The 22095-nt window shown below is 68.2% G+C and carries 15 protein-coding genes; 14 read left to right on the forward strand and 1 reads right to left on the reverse strand.

What is annotated here, in order from left to right; all coding sequences use genetic code 11:
• The first annotated feature begins 145 nt into the window (after window positions 1–145).
• From A6745_RS05935 to A6745_RS06000, 14 genes are all read left to right on the forward strand, one after another.
• Window positions 146–11839: a filamentous haemagglutinin family protein gene (locus A6745_RS05935; RefSeq protein WP_082852911.1), complete on the forward strand. Its 11694-nt coding sequence runs from the start codon at window positions 146–148 to the stop codon at window positions 11837–11839.
• Between the two features lie 301 nt (window positions 11840–12140).
• Entirely contained in the window at window positions 12141–12830 is a 690-nt protein-coding gene (gene rplC, locus A6745_RS05940) for a 50S ribosomal protein L3 (RefSeq protein WP_066124699.1), read from the forward strand.
• Window positions 12831–12835: 5 nt separating this feature from the next.
• Window positions 12836–13453: a 50S ribosomal protein L4 gene (rplD, locus tag A6745_RS05945; protein WP_066124703.1), complete on the forward strand. Its 618-nt coding sequence runs from the start codon at window positions 12836–12838 to the stop codon at window positions 13451–13453.
• The gene (gene rplW / locus A6745_RS05950) at window positions 13450–13746 is read left to right on the forward strand and encodes a 50S ribosomal protein L23 (RefSeq protein ID WP_066124704.1); all 297 of its coding nucleotides are present in this window, start codon (window positions 13450–13452) and stop codon (window positions 13744–13746) included. Before rplD ends, rplW begins: the two co-directional genes overlap by 4 nt.
• Window positions 13747–14574: a 50S ribosomal protein L2 gene (gene rplB, locus A6745_RS05955; protein WP_066124708.1), complete on the forward strand. Its 828-nt coding sequence runs from the start codon at window positions 13747–13749 to the stop codon at window positions 14572–14574. It abuts the gene before it with no gap.
• A gap of 12 nt (window positions 14575–14586) precedes the next feature.
• A complete protein-coding gene (rpsS, locus tag A6745_RS05960) occupies window positions 14587–14862 on the forward strand; it encodes a 30S ribosomal protein S19 (RefSeq protein ID WP_066124710.1) in 276 nt (91 codons plus the stop codon).
• A 3-nt stretch (window positions 14863–14865) separates the two neighbouring features.
• Complete coding sequence (rplV, locus tag A6745_RS05965) at window positions 14866–15195, forward strand: 50S ribosomal protein L22 (RefSeq protein WP_066124713.1); 330 nt, start codon at window positions 14866–14868, stop codon at window positions 15193–15195.
• A 9-nt stretch (window positions 15196–15204) separates the two neighbouring features.
• Entirely contained in the window at window positions 15205–16005 is an 801-nt protein-coding gene (rpsC, locus tag A6745_RS05970) for a 30S ribosomal protein S3 (RefSeq protein ID WP_066124714.1), read from the forward strand.
• A 2-nt stretch (window positions 16006–16007) separates the two neighbouring features.
• Complete coding sequence (gene rplP / locus A6745_RS05975) at window positions 16008–16424, forward strand: 50S ribosomal protein L16 (RefSeq protein ID WP_066124716.1); 417 nt, start codon at window positions 16008–16010, stop codon at window positions 16422–16424.
• Between the two features lie 9 nt (window positions 16425–16433).
• Window positions 16434–16625: a 50S ribosomal protein L29 gene (gene rpmC / locus A6745_RS05980; protein WP_066124717.1), complete on the forward strand. Its 192-nt coding sequence runs from the start codon at window positions 16434–16436 to the stop codon at window positions 16623–16625.
• 2 nt (window positions 16626–16627) lie between these two features.
• Window positions 16628–16909 (forward strand): 30S ribosomal protein S17, encoded by a 282-nt coding sequence (rpsQ, locus tag A6745_RS05985; protein ID WP_066124719.1) that lies wholly within the window; start codon window positions 16628–16630, stop codon window positions 16907–16909.
• Window positions 16910–17171: 262 nt separating this feature from the next.
• Window positions 17172–17612: a hypothetical protein gene (locus tag A6745_RS05990; protein ID WP_066124723.1), complete on the forward strand. Its 441-nt coding sequence runs from the start codon at window positions 17172–17174 to the stop codon at window positions 17610–17612.
• A gap of 25 nt (window positions 17613–17637) precedes the next feature.
• The gene (locus tag A6745_RS05995) at window positions 17638–18105 is read left to right on the forward strand and encodes a type III secretion system chaperone (RefSeq protein WP_066124724.1); all 468 of its coding nucleotides are present in this window, start codon (window positions 17638–17640) and stop codon (window positions 18103–18105) included.
• The gene (locus tag A6745_RS06000; protein ID WP_066124725.1) at window positions 18105–19889 is read left to right on the forward strand and encodes a patatin-like phospholipase family protein; all 1785 of its coding nucleotides are present in this window, start codon (window positions 18105–18107) and stop codon (window positions 19887–19889) included. The genes A6745_RS05995 and A6745_RS06000 overlap by 1 nt, the downstream gene beginning before the upstream one ends.
• A gap of 79 nt (window positions 19890–19968) precedes the next feature.
• Here A6745_RS06000 and A6745_RS06005 read toward each other — a convergent pair whose 3' ends face one another.
• Entirely contained in the window at window positions 19969–22086 is a 2118-nt protein-coding gene (locus tag A6745_RS06005) for an acetate--CoA ligase family protein (RefSeq protein WP_066124727.1), read from the reverse strand.
• Window positions 22087–22095 lie beyond the last annotated feature (9 nt).

Here is a 22095-nt window from a genome sequence, read left to right on the forward strand (position 1 = left end):
CGTTGCGCCACGCGGGAAATGTATCAAGCCATAAAAATTTAATCAGGGACGAGCTTCCGGATGCCGGGCGCCCGCGCGTCTATGCGGGGTAACGGTCTTGCTTCGCGGCGGGGCCGATGGCCCAAGTTTTTCCGGAACCCCTTCCATGCCCGTTCGTCCTGTGTCCCGCGCCGCCGTCCCGGTCTTCTCCTTGCAGCCCACGGCGCTGCATGCCGCCCTGGCGGCGTTGCTGCTGGCCGGCGGCCTGAGTTCTCCCATCGAGGCCCATGCCGCCGGCGCCTGGTGGGCGGTGCAGGGGGCCGGCCGGGAAAACGTCTCCGGCGCCGCGGGCCTCAATGCCGCGCGGGCCCGGCAGCGGGCCCAGGCCGCGTCCACGCAGTCGGCGAATCAGCGGCTGGCCGCCGAGCAGGCCGGGAGAATGGTCGCCAACGCGGGCCGCACGGCGCAGGTGATCGCCGCCGAGATGGCGCGCCAGCAGCGCGAGCGCGACAAGATGCTGGCCGGCGCCTCGTCCATTCCGGATGGCGTGACGCCCGGGGGCCTGCAGCAGGACCTGGCCGCGGGATGGGACGGCGCAGAGCAGACATTGCGCGTGCTGCAAGCGCAGGGCCGCACCGAAGTCGCCATCAGGCAGGACAAGGCCAAGGCCATCCTGAACTGGAAGACCTTCAACGTCGGCAGAAACACCACGGTGCATTTCGACCAGAGCGCGGGCACGGATGCCAGGACGGGGCGCAATGACTGGGCGGTGCTCAACCGCATCACCGATCCCAGCGGCAGACCCAGCGAGATCGCGGGCCAGATCAAGGCCGAAGGCAGTGTGTATCTCATCAACCGGAACGGCATCGTCTTCACCGGAACCAGCCAGATCAACACCCGCAGCCTGGTGGCCTCCAGCCTGAAGCTGACGGACGAGCAGTTCAGGGCGGGCCTGAATGTACGGCTCGGGGCGAACACGGGCGATCCCGGCTACTGGAGCGGCCTGGAGATCGCGGTCGGCATTCCCACCTTCGGCGAAAACCCCACGAACTTGCCGGCCGACTCGTCCGTCCAGTTCGCCGACATGGGGCCTGCGTTCGATCCGGGCGCGGCGCCGGGCGATGTCAAGGTGCAGGCCGGCGCGCAGATCAAGGCGCAGGGCGGCCATGTGCTGCTGTTCGCGCCCAAGGTGAGCAATGCCGGCAGCATCCGCACGCCGGACGGCCAGACCTTGATGGCCGCGGGCGAGAACGTCTGGCTGGAAGCCAAGGCGAACGATCCCACCGTGCGCGGCTTCGATGCCGTGGTCTCGTCGGTGCGGCCCTGGGCCTTCCCGGCCAGGTTCCTGGTCGAGCCGCGCACGGACCCCGCCTTCCAGCAGTATCTGATCGGACGAATCGTGTCCGACATCATGCCGCGGATGGAGCAGCGCGCGGCAGAGGTCGGTTACAGCGTGCTCAACACCGGCATCGTGCAGGCCGATCATGGCGACATCACGCTGGTATCGCGCGAGATCAACCAGAACGGCGTGCTGCAGGCCAGCACGGCGCTGAACAACCGGGCGGGCTCCATCCGCCTGCGTGCGTGGGGCCAGGGCGTCTACAACATCGACAACAACCTCGCCGCCTCTGCCTCGCATCTGGTGGCGTGGTCGGGGGGCGCGCTGACCCTGGGCCCGGACAGCATCACCCAGGTCGTCAACGATTGGCAGGACGCCACGCAGATCGAAAGCAGCGCGCTGGCGAACCGCTATCAGCCCGGCCGCATCGAGCTCTACGGCAAATCCATCGACGTGCAGGCCCGCGCCCAGGTCACCGCCGCGGCGGGCGAGATCGACATCCAGGCCCAGGCCAATCCCGCGGCCCTGCTGCGCCACCTTCAATTCGGCGACGGCAGCCGTGTTCTCGTCGGAGAGAACGCCACCATCAGCACCGCCGGCCTGCTGGAGATGCCGGTGGACATGGCCTCCAACTTCGTCGAGGCCGAACTGCGCATCAATGAATTGCGCGACTCTCATCAGCAGTCGGGCACCTGGCTTTACGGCAGAAAAGTCATCGTGGACCGGCGCAAGTCGGGCACCCTCGATGGCCTGATGGGGGGCGTGGAATGGGTGACCGACGGCTCGGGCAAGGTGGTCAAGGGCGCCTGGATCGGCACGCCGCTGGCGGACGTGACGGGTTGGGTCGGCAATGGCCTGGTCACCCTGTCCGAATTGGCGGCCCGGGGCGGCAGCATCACGATCCAGTCCAACGGCTCGATGATCACGCGGCCGGGCTCCATTCTGGACGTCTCCGGCGGTTCGGTGCGATACAGCGACGGCTGGAATACCGAGACCCTGCTGCGCGGCGCGGACGGGCGCCTGTACCCGATGTCGTCCGCTCCGGCGGACATGATCTACGTCGGTATCGCGGGCCAGTATCAGGCGATGCACGCGCGCTGGGGCGTCACGCGCACTTTCCTGAATCCCGTGTTGCCCGCACGGCGCTGGGAGCGTGGCTACGCCGAAGGGCGAGAGGCGGGCTCGATCGAAATCCTGGCCGGCAGCGCCTTCATTCTGGAAGGCGAGATGAAAGGCTCGGTGCAGCCGGGCGACCGCGCGCAGGAACTGGCCGACCTGCCCCAGGCCGGCCGGTTGCTGATCGGCTCCAACCGGGCGCAGGAAGGTCTGTGGACCCTGGGCAAGGTCATCATCGGCAATACGCCTACGCTGTTGCCCGAAGACTTCACCATCGACAGCCCGCTGGGCAAGGATGCCTTCCTGACCGAGGAGGAAGGCCAGTCCGCGGGCACCGCCGCGGGCGCGGGCCGGACCACCTGGCTGTCGGCCGCTTCGCTCAGCCATTCCGGCATGGGCTCCATCGAATTGAACCTGACCACCGGTTTCAACCTGGAAGAAGGCGCCGTGGTGAACCTGGCGCCGGGCGCCCGCTTCGTGGCCCAGGTCTATGACGGCTCGGGCAACCCCGGCGATTTCGACATCCAGGGCAGCCTCATCGCACCGGGCGGCAGCATCACCCTGAGCGCGGGCGGGGTCGCGGACAGCGTGCTGCGGCTGGGCGCGAACAGCGTGCTGAGCACGGCGGGCCAGTGGATAAACGACACCGCCAGCGGCGGCGCCACGCTGGGCCGCGCCATCCACGGCGGCGGCATCGTGCTGGGCACGCCCGTGAAAGAAGGCCTGGGCACGGTGTACGGCAAGGTGGACGTGGCGGCGGGCGCGGTGGTGGACGTATCCGGCGGCGGCTGGCTGCCCGACGCCGGCCCGGACGGCCGTGGCGGCAAGATGCGGGCCGGCAACGGCGGTAGCGCCAGCCTGATGGCGTTCGACAGCGCCGCGCTCGATACGCTGGACCTGCGAGGCTGGTCGGGGGGCAACGCCTCCCGGCTCAGCATCATGGCCACCAGCGATGTGCAACTGGGCGGCGCGGCGCCCGGGGGGGAAGCGGTCCCCGGCGCCACGGAAACCCTGCATCTGCCCGAGACCCTGTTCAGCGAGCGCGGCTTCGGCACGATCAGCGTCCGCTCGCTCGGCGGGGATGTCGTGGTCGCGCAGGGGGCGCAAGTCCGCGTCCTGCCCTCGGTGTGGGACATGTCGGCGCCGCTGGCGTGGCGGGCGCTGCCCAGCGGCCAATCCCTGGGCAGCGTGCTGGCCCCCGTGGCGCTCGATGCCTTGCCCGGAGACGTCCGCGCCGCGCGCGCGCCCGGCGGCGTGTCGCTGGCCACCGGCGTCTCCGGTGGAAGCATCCGCATCGAGGCGGGCTCCCTCGTGCAGGTGGAACCCGGGGGCTCCGTGTCCCTGGATGCGGGCGGATCCGGGCAAGCCACCATCGCGGGCCGCATCGTCGCGCCGGCGGGCACGGTGGACATCCGGGCCATCACCTCGTTGACGCTGGCCGAGGGGGCGGAACTGCTGCTGCCCGGCGTGGCGCAAGTTTTCTACGATCCGGTGACGCAGTTGCAGCGGGGCAAGGTTCTCGCGGGCGGCACGGTCTCGCTGACGGCGGGTTCGCTCGACGCGCGGGCAGGCTCGTCGATCGACGTATCCGGCGCCAGCGGCACAGTGGAATACTGGGCTCGCGAAGCGGGCGTGCTTGGCCCCAACCGGCGCGCGGCGCAGCAACTGGGCAGCGATGGCGGCGAGGTGGCGGTCACGGTGTCGGCGGGCGGCGCCTTCAACACCACGCTGCGCGCCCACGGCGGCGATGCGCTGGCGGCGGGCGGCTCCCTGTCCATCGTGGACACCAGCTCGGCCGGCAGCCCGTCCGGGGACCTGGTGACGCCTGACATCGGGTCGTTCCTTTTTTACCGGACACCCGCCGGAATGACCGGTACGCACACGTTCGACGGCGTACAGTACACCCGCGTCATCGGCACGAGCGCCAACCTCGACGTGTTCGACGAGTACGTCGGCGACGTCAGGATGGCCAGCGCAATGCGCACGGCGATCAACGGCACATTGCCGGCGCTGGTTTCCAGCAGCAACGGGATGGTCATCGACGCGGGCGTGGCGGCGGCCAGCGGGTCCGGCCAGGGCATGGCGGCGTGGGAATACAACACGTCCATCGATCCGCGGGTGGTCGAGCTGCTCAACAAGTATTTCTGGAGCGGCACCGGGACGGCCTTGAGCCACAAGATCAACATCGGTCGCATCGCCACGTCGGACAGCACCCTGCACGTATCGGCGGCGTCGCTGCGGAACACGGGCATTTCCGCGCTGAGCCTGCAATCCACGCAGGTGGGGGTGCAGGTTTCCAGCGGCGTGGATCTGAATGTCGAGGGCCGCTTGCGCATCACCGCGCCGGTCATCAAGAGCGACGGCAAGGGCGGTACGGCACGCCTGCACGCCCACGCGCTGCAGCTGAGGCCCCTGGCAGGCACGGTCGGCGCCGCCGCGGTCAATGCGGGAGAACTGATCCTGTCGGCCAGCCAGGTCCTCGACATCGCGGGCAGCAGCGTGAAGGGCGATGCCTCGCAATCGGTCAACGTGAATCTGCGGGGATTCGAGCGCACCGTGCTGGAGACCGGCGACCTGCGCTTCGTGGCGGGGTTGTACAGCGAAGGGGGCGCTGACTACGACGACGCCAATCTGCGGGCCACGCTGGACGTGGATGGGGCATTGGAAATCCGGGCCGCGCAGGTCTATCCGGGCACGGCGGTCACGGCGCGGATCGTGTCGGGCCAGTCCATCACGGTGCGCGGCAACGGCAACGCCGAGGCGCCGCTGTCGGCCGGCGGCAGCCTGACGCTGAGCGCGCCCGTGATCGAGCAGACGGGCGTGCTGCGGGCGCCCTTCGGCCAGATCGTGCTGGACGCCAGCGACCGCCTGGTGCTGGGCGATGCCAGCCTGACCTCGGTCTCCGGCGCGGGCCTGGGCGTGCTCTACGGCACGCTGCGCAATGCCGAATACTGGCTGGATCCGGCCAACCCGCAGGGCCGCAGCCGAACCCATCCCAGCGACGCCAATGTCCTGGACGAGAACCGCTATCTGTCGTCGCTGCCCGAGAAGCGCGTGTCCCTGCAGGCGCCGGACATCAGCATGGCCGCGGGGGCGGTGGTGGATATCGCGGGCGGCGGCGAGCTGTACGCCTGGGAGCACGTGCCGGGCTCGGGCGGCTCGCACGACGCGCTGACGCTGCCGGGCATGTACGCGGTGCTGCCGCGCTATAGCGGGCTGTCGCCCGAGGTGTCCGCTGGCGGGGACGCCGCGGGCCGCAAGGTATGGCTGGCCGGCGGTGGCCTGGAGGCGGGCTGGTACACGCTGCTGCCGGCGCGTTATGCCATGCTGCCTGGCGCCTTTGCGGTGCAGGCCACGGGACAGGCCATGCCGGCGGGCGCCGCGTCGTCAGCAGACGTGGCCCGCCTGCGCGAAGGCTCGGTGCTCGTGGCCGGCCGGATGCACGACTCCATCAGCGGCGCGCAGGATGCCACCTCGTCGGTCTGGCGCGTGTCCCCGGGCGATCTGGTGCGCAAGGTCAGCGAATTCAACGAGGCCCAGGGCAACGCCTTCTTCGCCTCGGACGCCTTCAAGCTGACGCAGTACCGCCTGACGGGACAGGACGTCGTCACCCCGCGGTTGCCGCGCGACGGCGGCGCGGTGGTCTTCAAGGCCGCCAGCTCCCTGGTTCTGGATGGCCAGTTGCGCGCGCAGCCTGGCGAGGGCGGCCGTGGCAGCCTGGTGGACATCTCCGCCGACAGGATCGCCATCGTGGGCGCCGGCCAGGACGGCAGCGATCTGCGTGCCGCCGGCTACCTGGTCGTGGACGCGGGCAGCCTGACGCGCTTCGGCGCGGGCAGCCTGCTGGTGGGCGGCACGCGCACGGGCGACGCGCAGGGCCTGCAAGTGGACGTTGCCGCCAGCGACGTCGTGCTGCGCAACTCGGCGGACTCCGCGTTGAGCGGTCCCGAAGTGATCCTGGCCGCCACGAATCTGGTGTCGATCGAATCGGGCAGCGTCCTGCGCGCGGACGGCCAGGCTTCCGGCGAGGACACGGCACTGGTGCTCAAGCCGCAGGCGGCGGCCCAGTGGAACGACAACAACACGCCGAACGACACCAACGACGATTACATCGTCACGCCTTCCAAGGACTGGGGCGCCTTGGTGCGCGTGAGCAGCGGCACGGCGGTGCGGGCGTTGCGCCAGAACGTGGACACCACGACGGGCGGGCAGGTGCGCATCGGCGCGGGCGCCCGGCTGGACGGTGGCGCGGCATTGCTGATCGATGCCACCAACACGACAGAGATGGCGGCGGGCGCCCAGCTCTCCGGCACGGCCCTGTCGGTGGCCGCGGGCCGCATCGGCATTGGCGGGGGCTCCGCCGGCCTGGTGCTGGACGCCGACGCGCTGGCCCAGTTGTCGCGGACGCAGGCGTTGACGCTGCACAGCTACAGCAGCCTGGATTTTTATCGCGCTCTGGACATGCGCAATCTGGCTCAGGTCGTGCTCGATGCCGCGGCGCTGCACGGTGTCGGCGCCGGCGCCGTGCAGGTGCAGGCCACCCGCCTGACGCTGCAGAACACCGGGGCGCAGGCCGCTGGCGCCGGCGTGGGCAGCGGCCGCCTGGAACTGACGGCCGACGAGTTGGTGCTGGGCGCCGGCAACAAGTCCATATCCGGGTTCGGCCACGTGCTGCTGGCGGGGCGTCAGCGCATCGTGGGCGAAGGCAGCGGCGGCCTGGATGCCGGCGCCGCGCTGCTGACGCTGGGCGCGCCGGTGCTGCAGGGCGGCGCCGGGGCCGACCAGACGCTGCGCACGCAAGGCCAACTGGTGCTGCAGCGCACGGCGGACATGGACGCCACCGCCATCACGGAGCTGGGCGCGCGCAGCCTGGGCGCTCGCCTGAGTCTCTCCGGCCAGGGCGTCACCGTCGCCTTGCCGGTGCTGGCACTGGGCGGCAGCGTCTCGGTGGATGCCGGCACGGGCGACCTGGCGGTCACGGAGCAAGGCAGCCTGCGCGTGGGCGGCCTTGAACAAGTGTTCTTCGACGTGCCTCAATACGTGGATGCCGGCCAGATCAGCCTGGCCACCCGTGGCGGCTCGATCGACCTGGCGCCGGGAAGCCTGCTGGACCTGTCGGCCCATCGGAATGGCGGCGACGCCGGCAACCTGACGGTCGACGCCTCGGCCGGCGGGCGAGTGAACTTCGGCGGCACGTTGCAGGCGCGTTCGGGCGCGGCCGCGGGCAGCGGGAGCGGCGGCCGCTTCGCGCTGGCCATCGATCAGCTGGCCGATTTCGGCACCTTGGCGCAGATGCTCAACCAGACGGGCTTCAGCCAGTCGCGGCAATTCCGCATCCGCGAAGGGGACCTGGTCATCTCGGGCGCCACGCAGGTGGCGGACTTCGAAGTCATCACCGATCGCGGCTCGATTACCGTCGACGGCACGGCGCATGTCGACGCCAGCGCCACCTACGGCGGCAGCATCCGCCTGGTGGGCGGGGGCGGCCTGGCCATGCGGGGCGGCGCGATGCTGGCTGCCCGCGCCACCGACACCATCGACGGCGTGGGCGGAGGCCGCATCACCCTGGAGGCCATCAACGGCAGCCTGCAACTGGCTGGCGGCACGCTGGACCTCAGCGGCGGTGAGGGCGGCAGGCTGCGGCTGCGGGCGCAGCGCAATGCGGGCAACGACGGCGTGAACGTCACGGCGTTGGGGGCCTCCGTACAGGGCGCCCGTTTCGCCGTGCTGGAAGGTGTGCGCAGCTACGCCAGCACGGATGGCACCGTGGAATCCGTCAAGGCCCTGGCCATCGACCAGGCCAATGCCTTTGCGGGCAACCCCGGCATCCTGCCCGGCCTGGGGGGCAATGCGGGCGCCTACACCCTGGCGGCGGGTATCGACATCACCAGCGCCGGCGACCTGACCCTGGGCAGCGATTGGAACCTGAATGGCGACTTCGGCGCGGCGCACCGGGAAGGCACGCTGACGCTGCGCGCGGCGGGCAACCTCAACCTCGATGGCCACCTGAGCGATGGCTTCGATGCGGCGGGGCGCGAGGGCCGGCTGACCGGCGCCGCGTCGTGGAACCTGCGCCTGGTGGCGGGCGCGGACCTGGCCTCGGTCGATGCGCTGGCCGTGCAGTCGCCAGGCGCGCTGGCGGCCGATGCCGGCACGCTGCGCGTGGGCACGGCCGATGTCACGCCGGGTAGTGGCGGCGCGGGCAAGCTGGTGCGCACCGGCACGGGCGACCTGACCGTACGCGCCGGGCGCGACGTGATACTGGCGCACAAGGAATCCGTGCTGTACACGGCGGGGCGGGCCGAAGCGGACCCGACGCTGGGCGGGGGCTTCAGCACCGCAAGCAGCGGCGCCCAGTACGGCGCCGACGGCGGCCACGTCGACATCGCGGCGCAAGGCAGCGTGCGGGCGCCCATCGTCCAGGGGTCGCGATCGGATCAGATCCTGACCGAATGGCTGTTCCGCCAGGGGCGCTATGGCGGCGACGCTTCCAGCCCCACCGGTTACTACGATGCGTACCAGATCGGCAATCCGTGGGACATTCCACCGAGCATGTCCGCCCAGGGCCAGCAACCGAGCTGGTGGGTGAACTACGCGAGTTTCGAGCAGGGGCTGGGCGCGCTCGGCGGCGGCAACGTGCGGCTTGCCGCGGGCGGCGATCTGGTCAACCTGGTCGTGGCCTTGCCCAGCACCATGCGCGTGACGGGCGGGCGCGCCGCCAGCGATGCGGCGGCCGCCATCGTCAGCCGCAATGGGGGGCAACTGCGTGTCACGGCGGGGGGCACCCTGAAGGCGGGCCAATACTACGTGGGCCGCGGCGCGGGATATATCGAGGCCGGGGCAAGCGGCGCCGGCTATACGCTGACCGGCACGTCGACCACATGGCCCTTCTCCGCGTATCGCTACGACATCGCGCCCGTGCTGGCGCTGTCCGACGCCACGCTCACGTTCAAGACGCTGGGCGATCTGGTCGTGCAGACCGTGATCGATCCCATGGAAATACGCCGTGCCTATGTCGATCAGGCCGACCGGGACGTCTCGGGCTCGGCCAGCCACGGGCTCTTCATGAGCAGCTACACCGAACGCAGCGCGCTGAAACTGGTGTCCACCGGTGGCAATGTGCGGCTTGAGAACCAGTCGGAATTCGTGGCGGGCAACACCACGGGCAATACCACCCAGCTGGTCAGCGGCGTGACGGACACCAAGCTTCAGTCGGACAGGCTGGGCCTGTACCCGGCCAAGGTCAGCGTATCGGCCCTGGGCGGGAGCATCGAGGTGGGCGGGTTGCTGGCGATGGCGCCGGCGGCCACCAGCGACCTGTCCCTGCTGGCCGCCCAGGACCTGCGCTTCCTGCGCGGCAACGGTCCGCTGAGTACCGGCGCCATCGTCATGTCTCAGGCGACGCTGGACAGATGGCCGTCGGTACTCACGTCCTGGAACGGGCTCACGACGATGCTCAGCGGCGGGTCGGCGTTCGGGACCCCGCTGAAGGGCCCCTATCTGTCGAATACGTTCCTGACGAATGTGCTGAACGGAACGGTGTTCGACAATCCCGATACCTTGCCCATGCAGGTGCATGACTTCGCGCCCAGCCGCCTGTATGCGGCCAGCGGTTCCATCACCGACCTGAATCTGATCGCGTCGGAGTCGGTACGCGTGCAGGCCGGCACCGACATCCGCAACGTCGAATTGAGCGGTCGCAACCTGCGCGCCACCGACACCACTTTGCTGGCGGCGGGCAACGACATCCTGGCGATCGAGAACAGGCCCCTGTCGCACCCCTACACGCCGTATGGCGGCAGCGCGCAGACCTATTACTACGACCGGGGCAGCCGCGCCGCGCTGCAAGGGCCGGGGGAACTGCTGCTGCTGGCCGGGCGCGACATCCAGGGCAACAACCTGTCGCTGTATTCGAACGCCAACCGCTATTGGGACTACGTCGGGGCAATGCCGCGCGTCGAGGAGCCGAACGCCATCAAGGCGCTGCCCGAGACCGGCGCGAACATCACCTTGATGGCCGGCATGAATGCCGCGCCCAGTTACGCGACCTTCGAACAGGCCTATCTGGACCCCGCCAACGTGGCCGCCATGCCCGCCTACCTGAAGACCACGCTGGCCGATGGAACGGTGGCGCCGCTGTACCTGACCGATGGGGTGGAAGTCCGCGGCGATCTGAACAAGCTCGGCCGCCGTGGCCTGGTCTCCTTCATGGAAGGCATGCTGGGGGCCGAAAAGGTCGCCAGCCTGACCGGTTCCGAGGACGGCAAGCTCACCGAGCAGCAGGCATGGGAGCACTATCAACGATTGCCCGCGCTGGTTCGCCAGCAGTTCCTGCGCCAGGTGTTCCTCTACGAATTGCGGCAGGGCGGCCGCGACCAGAACGACGTGGATGCGCAGAACGCGCCCGGCAACGGCGGCTACCGCCGGGGGTACGCGGCCATCGACACGCTGTTCCGCGGCGCGGCGGCCGAGGGCCAGCCCGTGCGCTACGCGCAGGACCTGCCGGACGATTGGCGCGGCAGTTGGACGGGGTCCGGCAATGTCGCCCTGACGCGGCTGGTGGCGCGCACTCATCAAGGGGGCGACATAAACGTCTTCACCCCTGGGGGCGGCCTGCAGGCGGCGGCGCTGGGCGCGGCGGTGCCTGACGGCTACGGTCTGGTCACCTTGGCCTCGCCCGGGCAGATCAATGTGTACGCGGACCGGGACATCATCGTGAACCGGTCGCGCATCCTGTCCTTTGTGTCGCAGGCCGAGCCGCTGGGCAGCGATCAGGTGCTGTGGTCCACGCGGGGGGACATCGACGCGGGCCGGGGCGCCAAGACGGTGCGCGTCCCGCAGGCGCCGACCGTCTCCGCCGACCTGGACGGCAACATCACCGTGGAGGAAAAGCGCGACATGAGCGGCGCCGGCATCGGCACCGTGGGCGAGGGCGACGTGGACCTGGTCGCCCCGGGGGGCACCGTGAACGCCGGCGACGCGGGCATCCGCGTGGCGGGCAACTTCAACGTGGCCGCCTTGCGCGTGCTCAACGCGGCCAACATCCAGGTCGAGGGCGAGTCCAAGGGCGTGCCGGTCGCCGTGTCGGTCAATACCGGCGCGCTGACCAGCGCCAGCGCGGCGGCCAGCAGCGCGGCCACGGCGGCGCAGGACTCGGTGTCGCGCGCTCGCGACAGGACGCGGCAGGCGCTTCCGTCCATCGTGACCGTGCAGGTCCTGGGCTTCGGCATGGACGGCTCGGGCGCTGCCGCCGCCCAGCCGTCCGCCGGCCAGGCGCCGGCGCGGCGGGGCGACCCGTCTGGGCGGCCCGTCAGCTACCGCCCCGAGAGCGCCATCCAGGTGCTGGGCGATGGGGAATTGCCGGCCAGCCAGCGGGCCCGCCTGCCGGAGGCCCGCGACCGATAGGCGTGCCCGGAGGGGAAAAGGGGCCGTGTCGAAAAATCGACACGAAATCAGCGCGTTAGTGGTATCGCCTTGCCATCTGGCTTTTTCCCATGCTAGCATTCGAGACTTGCCATTTTTGGCATAGCCGCTCATGGTCCGTCCATACGGCCCTTTCCGTCAGGCCCGCACACCTCAGCGGGCACGACGGATCGGCTGGCGGGATCCGGTCTTCGGATCCGCCGGAATCATCACTTTGTAGGGCAAAAGCCTTTACCTTTGCCTGATTAGCCCCGACCAATCGCAGTCGGGAATGGAGAAAACGATGTCGAATCCGACACCCACGCCGGCCGCCCATCGGCTGGGCCTGGTGGGCCGCAAGGTCGGCATGACCCGCATTTTCACGGAAGATGGTGAATCCATCCCCGTGACCGTGCTGGACGTGTCCAACAACCGCGTGGCTCAGGTCAAGTCGCCTGAAGTCGACGGCTATGCAGCCGTTCAGCTGGCCTATGGCACTCGCCGCGCTTCGCGCGTCGCGAAGGCCCAGACCGGCCACTACGCAAAAGCCGGCATCGAAGCCGGCAGCATCCTCAAAGAGTTCCGCCTGGATCCCACCCGCGCCGCCGAGTTCACGGCCGGCGCCGTGGTTGCCGTGGAATCCGTGTTCGAAGCCGGCCAACAGGTCGACGTGACGGGCACCACCATCGGTAAGGGCTTCGCCGGTACCATCAAGCGCCACCACTTCGGTTCGCAGCGCGCGTCGCACGGTAACTCCCGTTCGCACCGCGTTCCCGGCTCGATCGGTCAAGCGCAGGATCCCGGTCGCATTTTCCCCGGCAAGCGCATGGCCGGCCACCTGGGTGACGTTACCCGCACCGTCCAGAACCTGGACGTGGTGCGCGTCGACGCCGAGCGCGGCCTGCTGCTGGTCAAGGGCGCCGTCCCCGGTTCCGCCGGCGGCGATGTCATTGTGCGTCCGGCCATCAAGGCGCCGGCCAAGAAGGGGGCGTAAGCACCATGGATCTCAAGCTCCTGAATGACCAAGGTCAGGCCGCGACGTTCAGCGCGCCCGACACCGTCTTCGGTCGCGATTACAACGAAGCGCTGGTTCACCAGATCGTCGTGGCCTACCAGGCCAACGCACGCAGCGGTAACCGTGCCCAGAAGGATCGTACCGAAGTCAAGCACTCCACCAAGAAGCCCTGGCGCCAGAAGGGTACCGGCCGCGCTCGCGCCGGTATGACCTCGTCGCCGCTGTGGCGTGGGGGTGGTCGCACCTTCCCGAATTCGCCTGAAGAAAACTTCAGCCAGAAGGTCAACAAGAAGATGTACCGCGCCGGGATCCGCTCGATCCTGTCGCAGTTGGCTCGTGAAGACCGCATCGCCGTCGTCGAGACGTTCTCGCTCGAATCGCCCAAGACCAAGCTCGCCGCTGACAAGCTGAAGTCGCTGGGTCTGGATTCGGTCCTGATCATCACCGACTCCGTCGATGAAAATATTTACCTCGCCACGCGCAACCTGCCGCACGTTGCCGTGATCGAGCCCCGTTATGCCGATCCGTTGTCGCTGATCCACTACAAGAAAGTGCTGATCACCAAGCCGGCCATCGCTCAACTCGAGGAGATGCTGGGATGAACGCCGAACGCTTGATGCAAGTCATTCTCGCGCCGGTCGTGACCGAAAAGGCCACGTTCGTCGCCGAGAAGTATCAGCAAGTCGCTTTCCGTGTCGTGGCTGACGCTACCAAGCCGGAAATCAAGGCTGCCGTCGAACTGCTGTTCAAGGTGCAGGTCGAGTCCGTGCAGGTCCTCAACCGTAAGGGCAAAGTCAAGCGCTTCGGCCGTTTCACCGGTCGTCGCCGCGGCGAGCGCAAGGCTTATGTCTCGCTCGTCGAAGGCCAGGAAATCGACTTTGCGGAGGTGAAGTAAATGGCCCTCGTTAAAGTAAAACCGACTTCGGCCGGCCGTCGTGGCATGGTCAAGGTGGTCAACGCTTCGCTGCACAAGGGTGCACCGTTCGCCGCGCTGACCGAAAAGCAGATCCGTGGTTCGGGCCGTAACAACAACGGTCACATCACGATCCGCCACAAGGGCGGCGGTCACAAGCAGCACTACCGTCTCGTCGATTTCCGTCGCAACAAGGACGGCATCCCGGCGAAGGTCGAGCGTCTCGAATACGACCCCAACCGTACCGCGCACATCGCACTGCTGTGCTATGCCGACGGCGAGCGTCGCTACATCATCGCTCCGCGTGGCCTGGAAGTGGGCGCAACGGTGCTGTCGGGCGTCGAAGCCCCGATCCGCGCCGGCAACACCCTGCCGATCCGCAACATTCCGGTCGGTACCACGATCCACTGCGTCGAGATGATCCCCGGCAAGGGCGCCCAGATGGTGCGTTCGGCGGGTGCATCCGCGGTGCTGCTGGCTCGCGAAGGCACGTACGCCCAGGTCCGCCTGCGCTCCGGTGAAGTGCGCCGCGTGCACATCGAGTGCCGCGCCACCATCGGCGAAGTGGGTAACGAAGAACACAGCCTGCGCCAGATCGGTAAGGCCGGTGCGATGCGTTGGCGCGGTGTGCGTCCGACGGTTCGCGGCGTTGCCATGAACCCGGTCGACCACCCGCACGGTGGTGGTGAGGGCCGTACCGGTGAAGCTCGCGAGCCGGTCAGCCCGTGGGGTACCCCGGCGAAGGGTTTCAAGACCCGTCGCAACAAGCGGACGAACAACATGATCGTCCAACGGCGCAAGCGCAAGTAAGAGGCGAACACTATGTCACGTTCGATCAAGAAGGGCCCGTTCGTCGATGCCCACCTCATCAAGAAGGTGGACACTGCCGTCGCGGTCAAAGACAAGAAGCCGATCAAGACCTGGTCGCGCCGTTCCACGATCCTGCCCGAGTTCATCGGTCTGACGATTGCCGTGCACAACGGCAAGCAACACGTTCCCGTGTACGTCAACGAGAACATGGTTGGCCACAAGCTCGGCGAATTCGCGCTGACCCGTACGTTCAAGGGTCACGCCGCCGACAAGAAGGCGAAGAGGTAAGCGATGGAAACTACTGCCATTATCCGTGGGGTTCACATCTCCGCTCAGAAGACGCGTCTGGTCGCGGATCTGATCCGCGGCAAGTCGGTCGCTCAGGCGCTGAACATCCTCACGTTTTCCCCGAAGAAGGCTGCCGGCATCCTGAAGAAGGCTGTCGAGTCCGCCATCGCCAACGCCGAGCACAACGACGGCGCCGACATCGACGAGCTGAAGGTCACGACGATTTTCGTGGACAAGGCTCAATCGATGAAGCGCTTCTCGGCTCGCGCCAAGGGCCGCGGCAACCGCATCGAGAAGCAGACCTGCCACATCACGGTCAAGGTCGGAGCCTAAGGAGTCAAGATGGGTCAGAAAATTCACCCCACTGGGTTCCGTCTCGCGGTCACCCGTAACTGGTCGTCGCGTTGGTACGCCGACGACAAGGCCTTCGGCGGCATGCTGGCCGAAGACATCCGCGTTCGCGAATACCTGAAGAAGAAGCTCAAGAGCGCTTCCGTCGGTCGCGTCGTCATCGAGCGTCCCGCCAAGAACGCCCGTATCACCGTCTACTCGGCTCGTCCGGGCGTGGTGATCGGCAAGCGCGGCGAAGACATCGAAAGCCTGAAGAGCGATCTGCAGCGTCTGATGGGCGTGCCCGTGCACGTCAACATCGAGGAAATCCGCAAGCCGGAAACCGACGCTCAGCTGATCGCCGACTCGATCTCGCAGCAGCTCGAAAAGCGCATCATGTTCCGCCGCGCCATGAAGCGCGCCATGCAGAACGCCATGCGTCTGGGCGCCCAGGGCATCAAGATCATGAGCTCGGGCCGTCTGAACGGTATCGAAATCGCGCGTACCGAGTGGTATCGCGAAGGCCGTGTGCCGCTGCACACGCTGAAGGCGAACATCGACTACGGCACCTCCGAAGCCCACACCACCTACGGTGTGATCGGCATCAAGGTCTGGGTCTACAAGGGCGACATGCTGGCCAACGGCGAGCTGCCCCCGGAAACCGCCGCTCCGCGTGAAGAAGAGCGCCGTCCGCGCCGTGCCCCCCGTGGCGATCGTCCCGATGGCGCCCGTGCGGGCCGTCCTGGTGGCGGTGGCCGTGGTCGTGGTGGTCCCCGCAAGGCGGACGCTGCTCCGGCGCCTGAAGGAGAATAACCATGCTGCAACCTACTCGCAGAAAATATCGCAAAGAGCAGAAAGGCCGCAATACGGGCCTGGCTACCCGCGGCGCTGCGGTTTCCTTCGGCGAATTCGGCCTGAAGGCAACCGGCCGTGGCCGTCTGACCGCGCGTCAGATCGAAGCCGCCCGTCGTGCCATCAACCGTCACATCAAGCGTGGCGGCCGTATCTGGATCCGTATCTTCCCCGACAAGCCGATCTCGCAAAAGCCGGCTGAAGTCCGGATGGGTAACGGTAAGGGTAACCCGGAGTACTGGGTCGCCGAGATCCAGCCCGGTAAGGTGCTGTACGAAATGGAAGGGGTCAGCGAAGAGCTGGCGCGCGAGGCGTTCCGCCTGGCTGCCGCCAAGCTGCCGATCTCCACGACGTTCGTTGCGCGTCATATCGGTTCTTAAGGAGTCCACATGAAAGCCAGCGAACTCCGTTCGAAGGATGCCGCCGAGCTCGGCAAAGAGCTCGAAAGCCTGCTGAAGGCCCAATTCGGCCTGCGTATGCAGAAGGCCACGCAGCAGCTTGCCAACCACCGCCAGCTGCGTAACGTCCGCCGCGACATCGCGCGCGTCCGTACGCTGCTGACCGAGAAGGCAGGGAAGTGATAATGAGCGAAACCCAAAACACCCAAGTTGCCAAGCGTCAACGTACGCTGGTCGGCAAGATCGTCAGCAACAAGATGGACAAGACCGTCGTCGTTCTGGTTGAACGCCGCGTCAAGCACCCCATCTACGGCAAGATCATCATGCGTTCGGCCAAGTACAAGGCGCACGACGAAACCAACCAGTACAACGAAGGCGATACGGTCGAAATCGCCGAAGGCCGCCCGCTCTCGCGCTCCAAGGCGTGGTCGGTGGTGCGCCTGGTGGAAGCCGCCCGCATCATCTGATGCAGGCGTGACGGCGGGGCGGTCACGCCCCGCGGTTTCCCCGCGTACGTCAAAAGCCAGAGGCGCCAAGCTTCTGGCTTTTTCATTTGCCGAATCCCTGTCCCGCCACGCGCGGGATGGGGATTCTTCTTTTCGGGGCCATGTTCCCCGCCAGCCGGACAGGGGGGTGGCCTGGTCGGCGGCCAACAGGCCCGGGAACCCGCCCAGGGTTTCGGTTACTCACAGGAAAGCGGCAACCCGTCCGCTGGAATGGAGAGCCCCGATGAATTCGATTTCCGCGATCGCGCAGGCCATCGCCGAAGGCGCGGCGGCCCTGGCCCCCGGCCAGGAAGTCCACATGCCCGTGGATGAACACCGCATGGTCCGGCTGTTGCGCCGCACCGTGCCGTCCACGCTCGGACTGTCCGTGGCCACGCTGGCCGTGGGCCGCACCGAGGAACAGCAGGCTGCCGCCCGCGAGGCGTTGCTGCGCGTGGGCGCCGATAGCCGCTTCACCCTGGCATTTGCCGGCGGACTGGACGACGAAGGCCGGGATTGCCTCCTGGCGGAACTGGCCGAGCCGGTCGACGCCGCCACGGTCGAGCTCCTGCTCGATCGGATGCTCGAACGCTGCGCGGCGCCCGCGCAGCGTTTCGACACGCCCGCGTCGGACGACGTCTCCCTGTCGCCGATCGACATGGCCGCTCGCTGGTTGCGAGTCTGAGCACCGCCTTCCAAAGGAAAGACAGATGCCGCAATTCGACGATCCCGATTTCCAGCGCCTGGCCGCCAGCCTGGGCGACGTGGCTCCCACGTCCGCACGCAGCTTCGACCTGGTGTTCGACGACAACCTCTGCGTGACCGTATCCAGGCACCCCAGGCGAGCGGATGTCTGCGTCGACGTCTGGTGCCATGACGTCTCGGCGTACGTCGGCGCGCCGCGCCGCGCCCTGGTCGATACGCTGTTGCTGCTCAACCGCACCGCGCAGGCCGGACAGCCTTTCCGCGTGGGTCTGGACAGCCGCGATTTCATCGTCGTGCACGCCAGCCAGGCCATGGACCGCCTCGAGGGCGGGGCCTTCGGCGCCTGGTTGACCTGGATGCTCGATCAGGGCCGGCGCATCCGCGAACTGGTTCGCACCATTGGCTTCGAGAACGGTCGCCTGACCTATGAACTGGCCGCCGCGCCGGCGGCCGCGCCCCAAGGAGACGAGTAATGGTCACCGCACCTTTAGGCAATGTAGGCCACCTGTCGGCGCAATGGAACGACGCGGTCCAGCGCAGCGGCGAGACCCCCAAGGGCTTCGCCAGACTGGCGGGCATCTTCAGCACGCCGACCAGCAGCGCCACGCAACTGGTCAACACGCGTGAAGCGTTCAAGGGCTTCTTCCAGGCCCAGGTATCGCAGCTGGGGGCAGGCGTGCCCGGACACAGCAAGGCGGGCTTCGAGGTCCGCGCCCAGGAACTGTGCGCCTCGATCCTGGAAAACTCGCTGGACACCGCCATGCAGGAAGCCATCGCACGCGGCGATGGCCGGGTGCCCGACAAGGTGCTGCGCGAGGCCGTGTCCAAGGCCAACGCCCGCGCCCAGGAAGCCTTGCAGGAATTGCAGATCCACGCCTCGCACGCGAGGCTCACGGTGGATCGCCAGGTGGACATCCGCCCGCAGGTGGTGCCGCGCTTCGGCCCGGGCCAGGAAGTGGTCGGTTTCAACGTGATCAGGCAGGCCCCGCAGATCGAGAACCTGGTGTTCCGCGGCGGCGGCGCCAAGGGCATCGGCAATCCGGAGGCCCTGGTCGAGATGCAGGGCGCCGGCATGCTCAGCGGCTTGAAGCACCTGGTAGGGACGTCCGCCGGCGCGCTGACCGCGGTGTGCCTGTCCTGCGGGCAGGACGCGCATGCCTTCCAGGAGTTCTCCGCCTCGGTCGACATGAACGAACTGAAGGGCAAGCCGGAAGACTTCGAGACGCGCTATCCCATGGTCAACGTGAGTTGGCGCACGGGGTTCCATGCGGGACGCGCGCTCGAATTGCTGGACCAGACGTCGGCCAGTGGCGTGTCCCAGCACCTGAACAAGCACTGGGACCCGGCCGCCATGCGAGACAAGCTCGCCAGCCTGGGCGGCGAGCAGGAGATCGACAGCGCCATCGAACGCCTGGACCAGTTGCGCACCCAGGACTTCGATGACGATCGCACGGGCCAGATGGTCACGTTCAAGGACCTGCACCTGATGCACCTGCTGGCGCCCGCGCAGTTCAAGGAACTGACGCTGACGGGTTGGGACAACACCAACAAGCGGGAGACCTATTTCAACGCGCAGAACACGCCGGACATGCCGGTGGCCGTCGCGGGGCGCATCTCCATGAGCATCCCGGTGTACTTCCGCTCCGTGGATTTCGATCCGGGCGACGGCAGCGGCACGCGCTCGTTCACGGATGGCGGCGTGGGCAGCAACATGCCCACCGAAGTCATCACGGACGGCCTGCAGGGGCGGGCACTGGAAGAGGCGCGGGCGCGAACCGCCTTGATGACGTTCGACGAGAACGGCAAGGCCTATACCGTGCTGCACCAGGAACCCGAAGGACCCGCGACGGGATTCGGCGCCTGGGCCAAGGCCAAGGCATCCGGCAACGCCCAACTCTCCGAGACGGGGCACCAGGACAGGACCAAGATCCACGAGGCGGGCTCGAATGCCTTCGTGATCTTCCACGGGGACATCGGCACGTTCGATCTGGACGCGTCGCCCGAGCGAGTGCGCAAGGCGCAGACGCTGTCGACCCTGAAGACCCTGGAACAGATCGAGCAGCGCCGGGATCAGGCCTACGCGACCGAGTTCGACAGCGCGCAGGATTGCTTCGCCGTGCTGACCGACCACGAGAAGCAGGCGTTGCGGGACGGCGGCGAACCTCATCCCGGCAACTATCCGCCCCACTACGAGACCGATCCGATCTACCGCTTCGAATTCGAGCTGTACGAACTGGCGCACAACGCAGCGGGCTGATACTGCGCCGATCGTTCCGCGAGGGCCGCCCGCCGGCGCAGGGGCGTGGTTTCCAGGCGGAACGGTCGGCGGTCTGTGCTCAGCCGGCCGGCGAGGCAGGGATCACCACCGCGTCCAAGGCCAGTGCGCCGTGAGGCAGGGCCAGCAGCGGATTGATCTCCAGGGACTTCAACCTGCCGCGCTGGGCATCCGCCAGTCGCGACAGCCGTACCAGGGCCTCGGCCAGGGCATCCAGATCGCATGGCGGCGCCCCGCGCGCGCCCCGCAGCACGGCATAGCCCTTGATCTCGCGGATCATCGCCAGCGCCTCGCCGTGCCCGAATGGCGCCAGGCGGAAGCTGACATCTTTCAGCACTTCGACGAAGACGCCGCCCAGGCCGAACATCACCACCGGGCCGAACACGGGGTCGTCGTGGATGCCGGCAATGCACTCGACACCGGCCGGCGCCATCGGCGCCACCAGCACGCCATCGACGCGCGCTTGCGGAGCATGCTGGCGTACCGAGGCCAGGATGCTGGCATGGGCCTGGCGCACGGCGGCCTCGCCGGACAACTTCAGCTTCACGCCCCCCACGTCGCTCTTGTGCACGATGTCGGCGGATACGATCTTCAGCACGACCGGCGCGTCGATGTCCGCCGCCGCCGCCGCCGCCGCGCCATCGGCATCGCCGACCAGCGTGCACGGCGTCGCGGGCAATCCTGCCTCGCGCAGCAACGCCATGGCCTGCACTTCGTTGTAGGAGGGCAGCAGGGTCTGGCCCTGCGATGCGGGCGCCTCCGATGCCGGACGGCCCGCGTCGTCCGTCCGTTCGTGGGCCAGCCCCGCAAGCGAGGCAATCGTGCGCACCGCCGCGCTCGGATCCGCGAACACCAGGCAGCCCAACTGCTCCAGCTCGCGGCGGCGCGCCGGGGGAAACAGCGCGCAGATCGCCAGCGGCACGTCGGGCCGGCTGGCCTGCAACTGCCGCGCGAAGTTCTCGAAGGTCGGCCACAGCTTCTCCGACGAGCCCGCCGCCGCCAGGAAAACCGCCAGCGCGTCGTAGCGACCGTCGGACAGCATGTCTTGCGCCGTGCTCAACAGCACGCCGGGTTCCGAGACGGCCTGTCCCGTCACGTCGACCGGGTTGCGGCCGCTGGCAAACGGCACCTGCGCAAGCAGGCGGGCCTGCGCGTCGGCGGCGGGTTCCGGCAATACCAGGCCGGCGTCCGCGGCCTCGTCGGCCATCAACGCCCCCACCCCGCCCGATATGGTGAAGATGCCCAGGCGATTGCCGCGAGGGGGCTGCTTCCAGGTGTCCAGCGCATAGCCCAGATTGAAGAATTCCTCGATGGTGCGGGCGCGCAGCACACCGTATTGCCGGAACAGCGCGTCGTAGACGGCATCGTCACCCGCCAGCGCGGCCGTGTGCGAGGCCGCCGCCTGCGCGCCGGCCTGGGTGCGGCCGATCTTCGTCACCACCACGGGCTTGCCGGCCGCGCGGGCGGACGCAAACGCGGCGCGCAGTTTGTCGCCGTCGCGGCAGCCTTCCATGTACGCCATGATGACGCGCGTGTCCGCGTCATCGGCCAGCCAGGCGATGCAGTCGGCCACGTCGATGTCGGCCTCGTTGCCCGTGCTGATCCAGTGCGACAGGCCCAGGCCGCGCTCGCGCGCCATGCTGTAGGCATAGGCGCCGAAGGCGCCGCTCTGCGACACCATGCCGATACCGCCGGGCGCCACGGCGCCGTTGGCGGGGGCGGGCGAGAAGGTGGCGTACACGTGCTTGCGCACGTTCATGAAGCCCAGGCAGTTCGGACCCAGCAGGCGGATGCCGCGTTCGCGGGCGGCCTGCGTCAGCGCGGCCTGCTGCGCGCGGCCCGCGTCGCCGGTCTCCGAGAATCCGGAGGTGAAGATCACCGCGCCCGCGATCTGGCCGGGCCGCGCTTGGGCCAGGGCCTGCGCGGCGTGGACGGCGGGCACGGCGAGGATGGCCAGGTCAATGGCATCGTCCACCGCCGACAGGCCGGCGAACGCAGGCAGTCCCTGGATCTCACCGGCACGCGGATTGATGGGCACGATACGGCCTGCGTAGCCATACTGCCGCAACAGCGTGACCGGCATCGCGCCGATCTTGCCGGGCGTGGCCGAGGCGCCCACGATGGCGATGCTGCGCGGGTCGAACAGACGGGAAAGCGAGGCGTCCAGGTGTGTGGTCATGGTTGCTGC

This window comes from Bordetella ansorpii, from assembly GCF_900078705.1.
GTDB classification, from domain to species: domain Bacteria; phylum Pseudomonadota; class Gammaproteobacteria; order Burkholderiales; family Burkholderiaceae_B; genus Bordetella; species Bordetella ansorpii_A.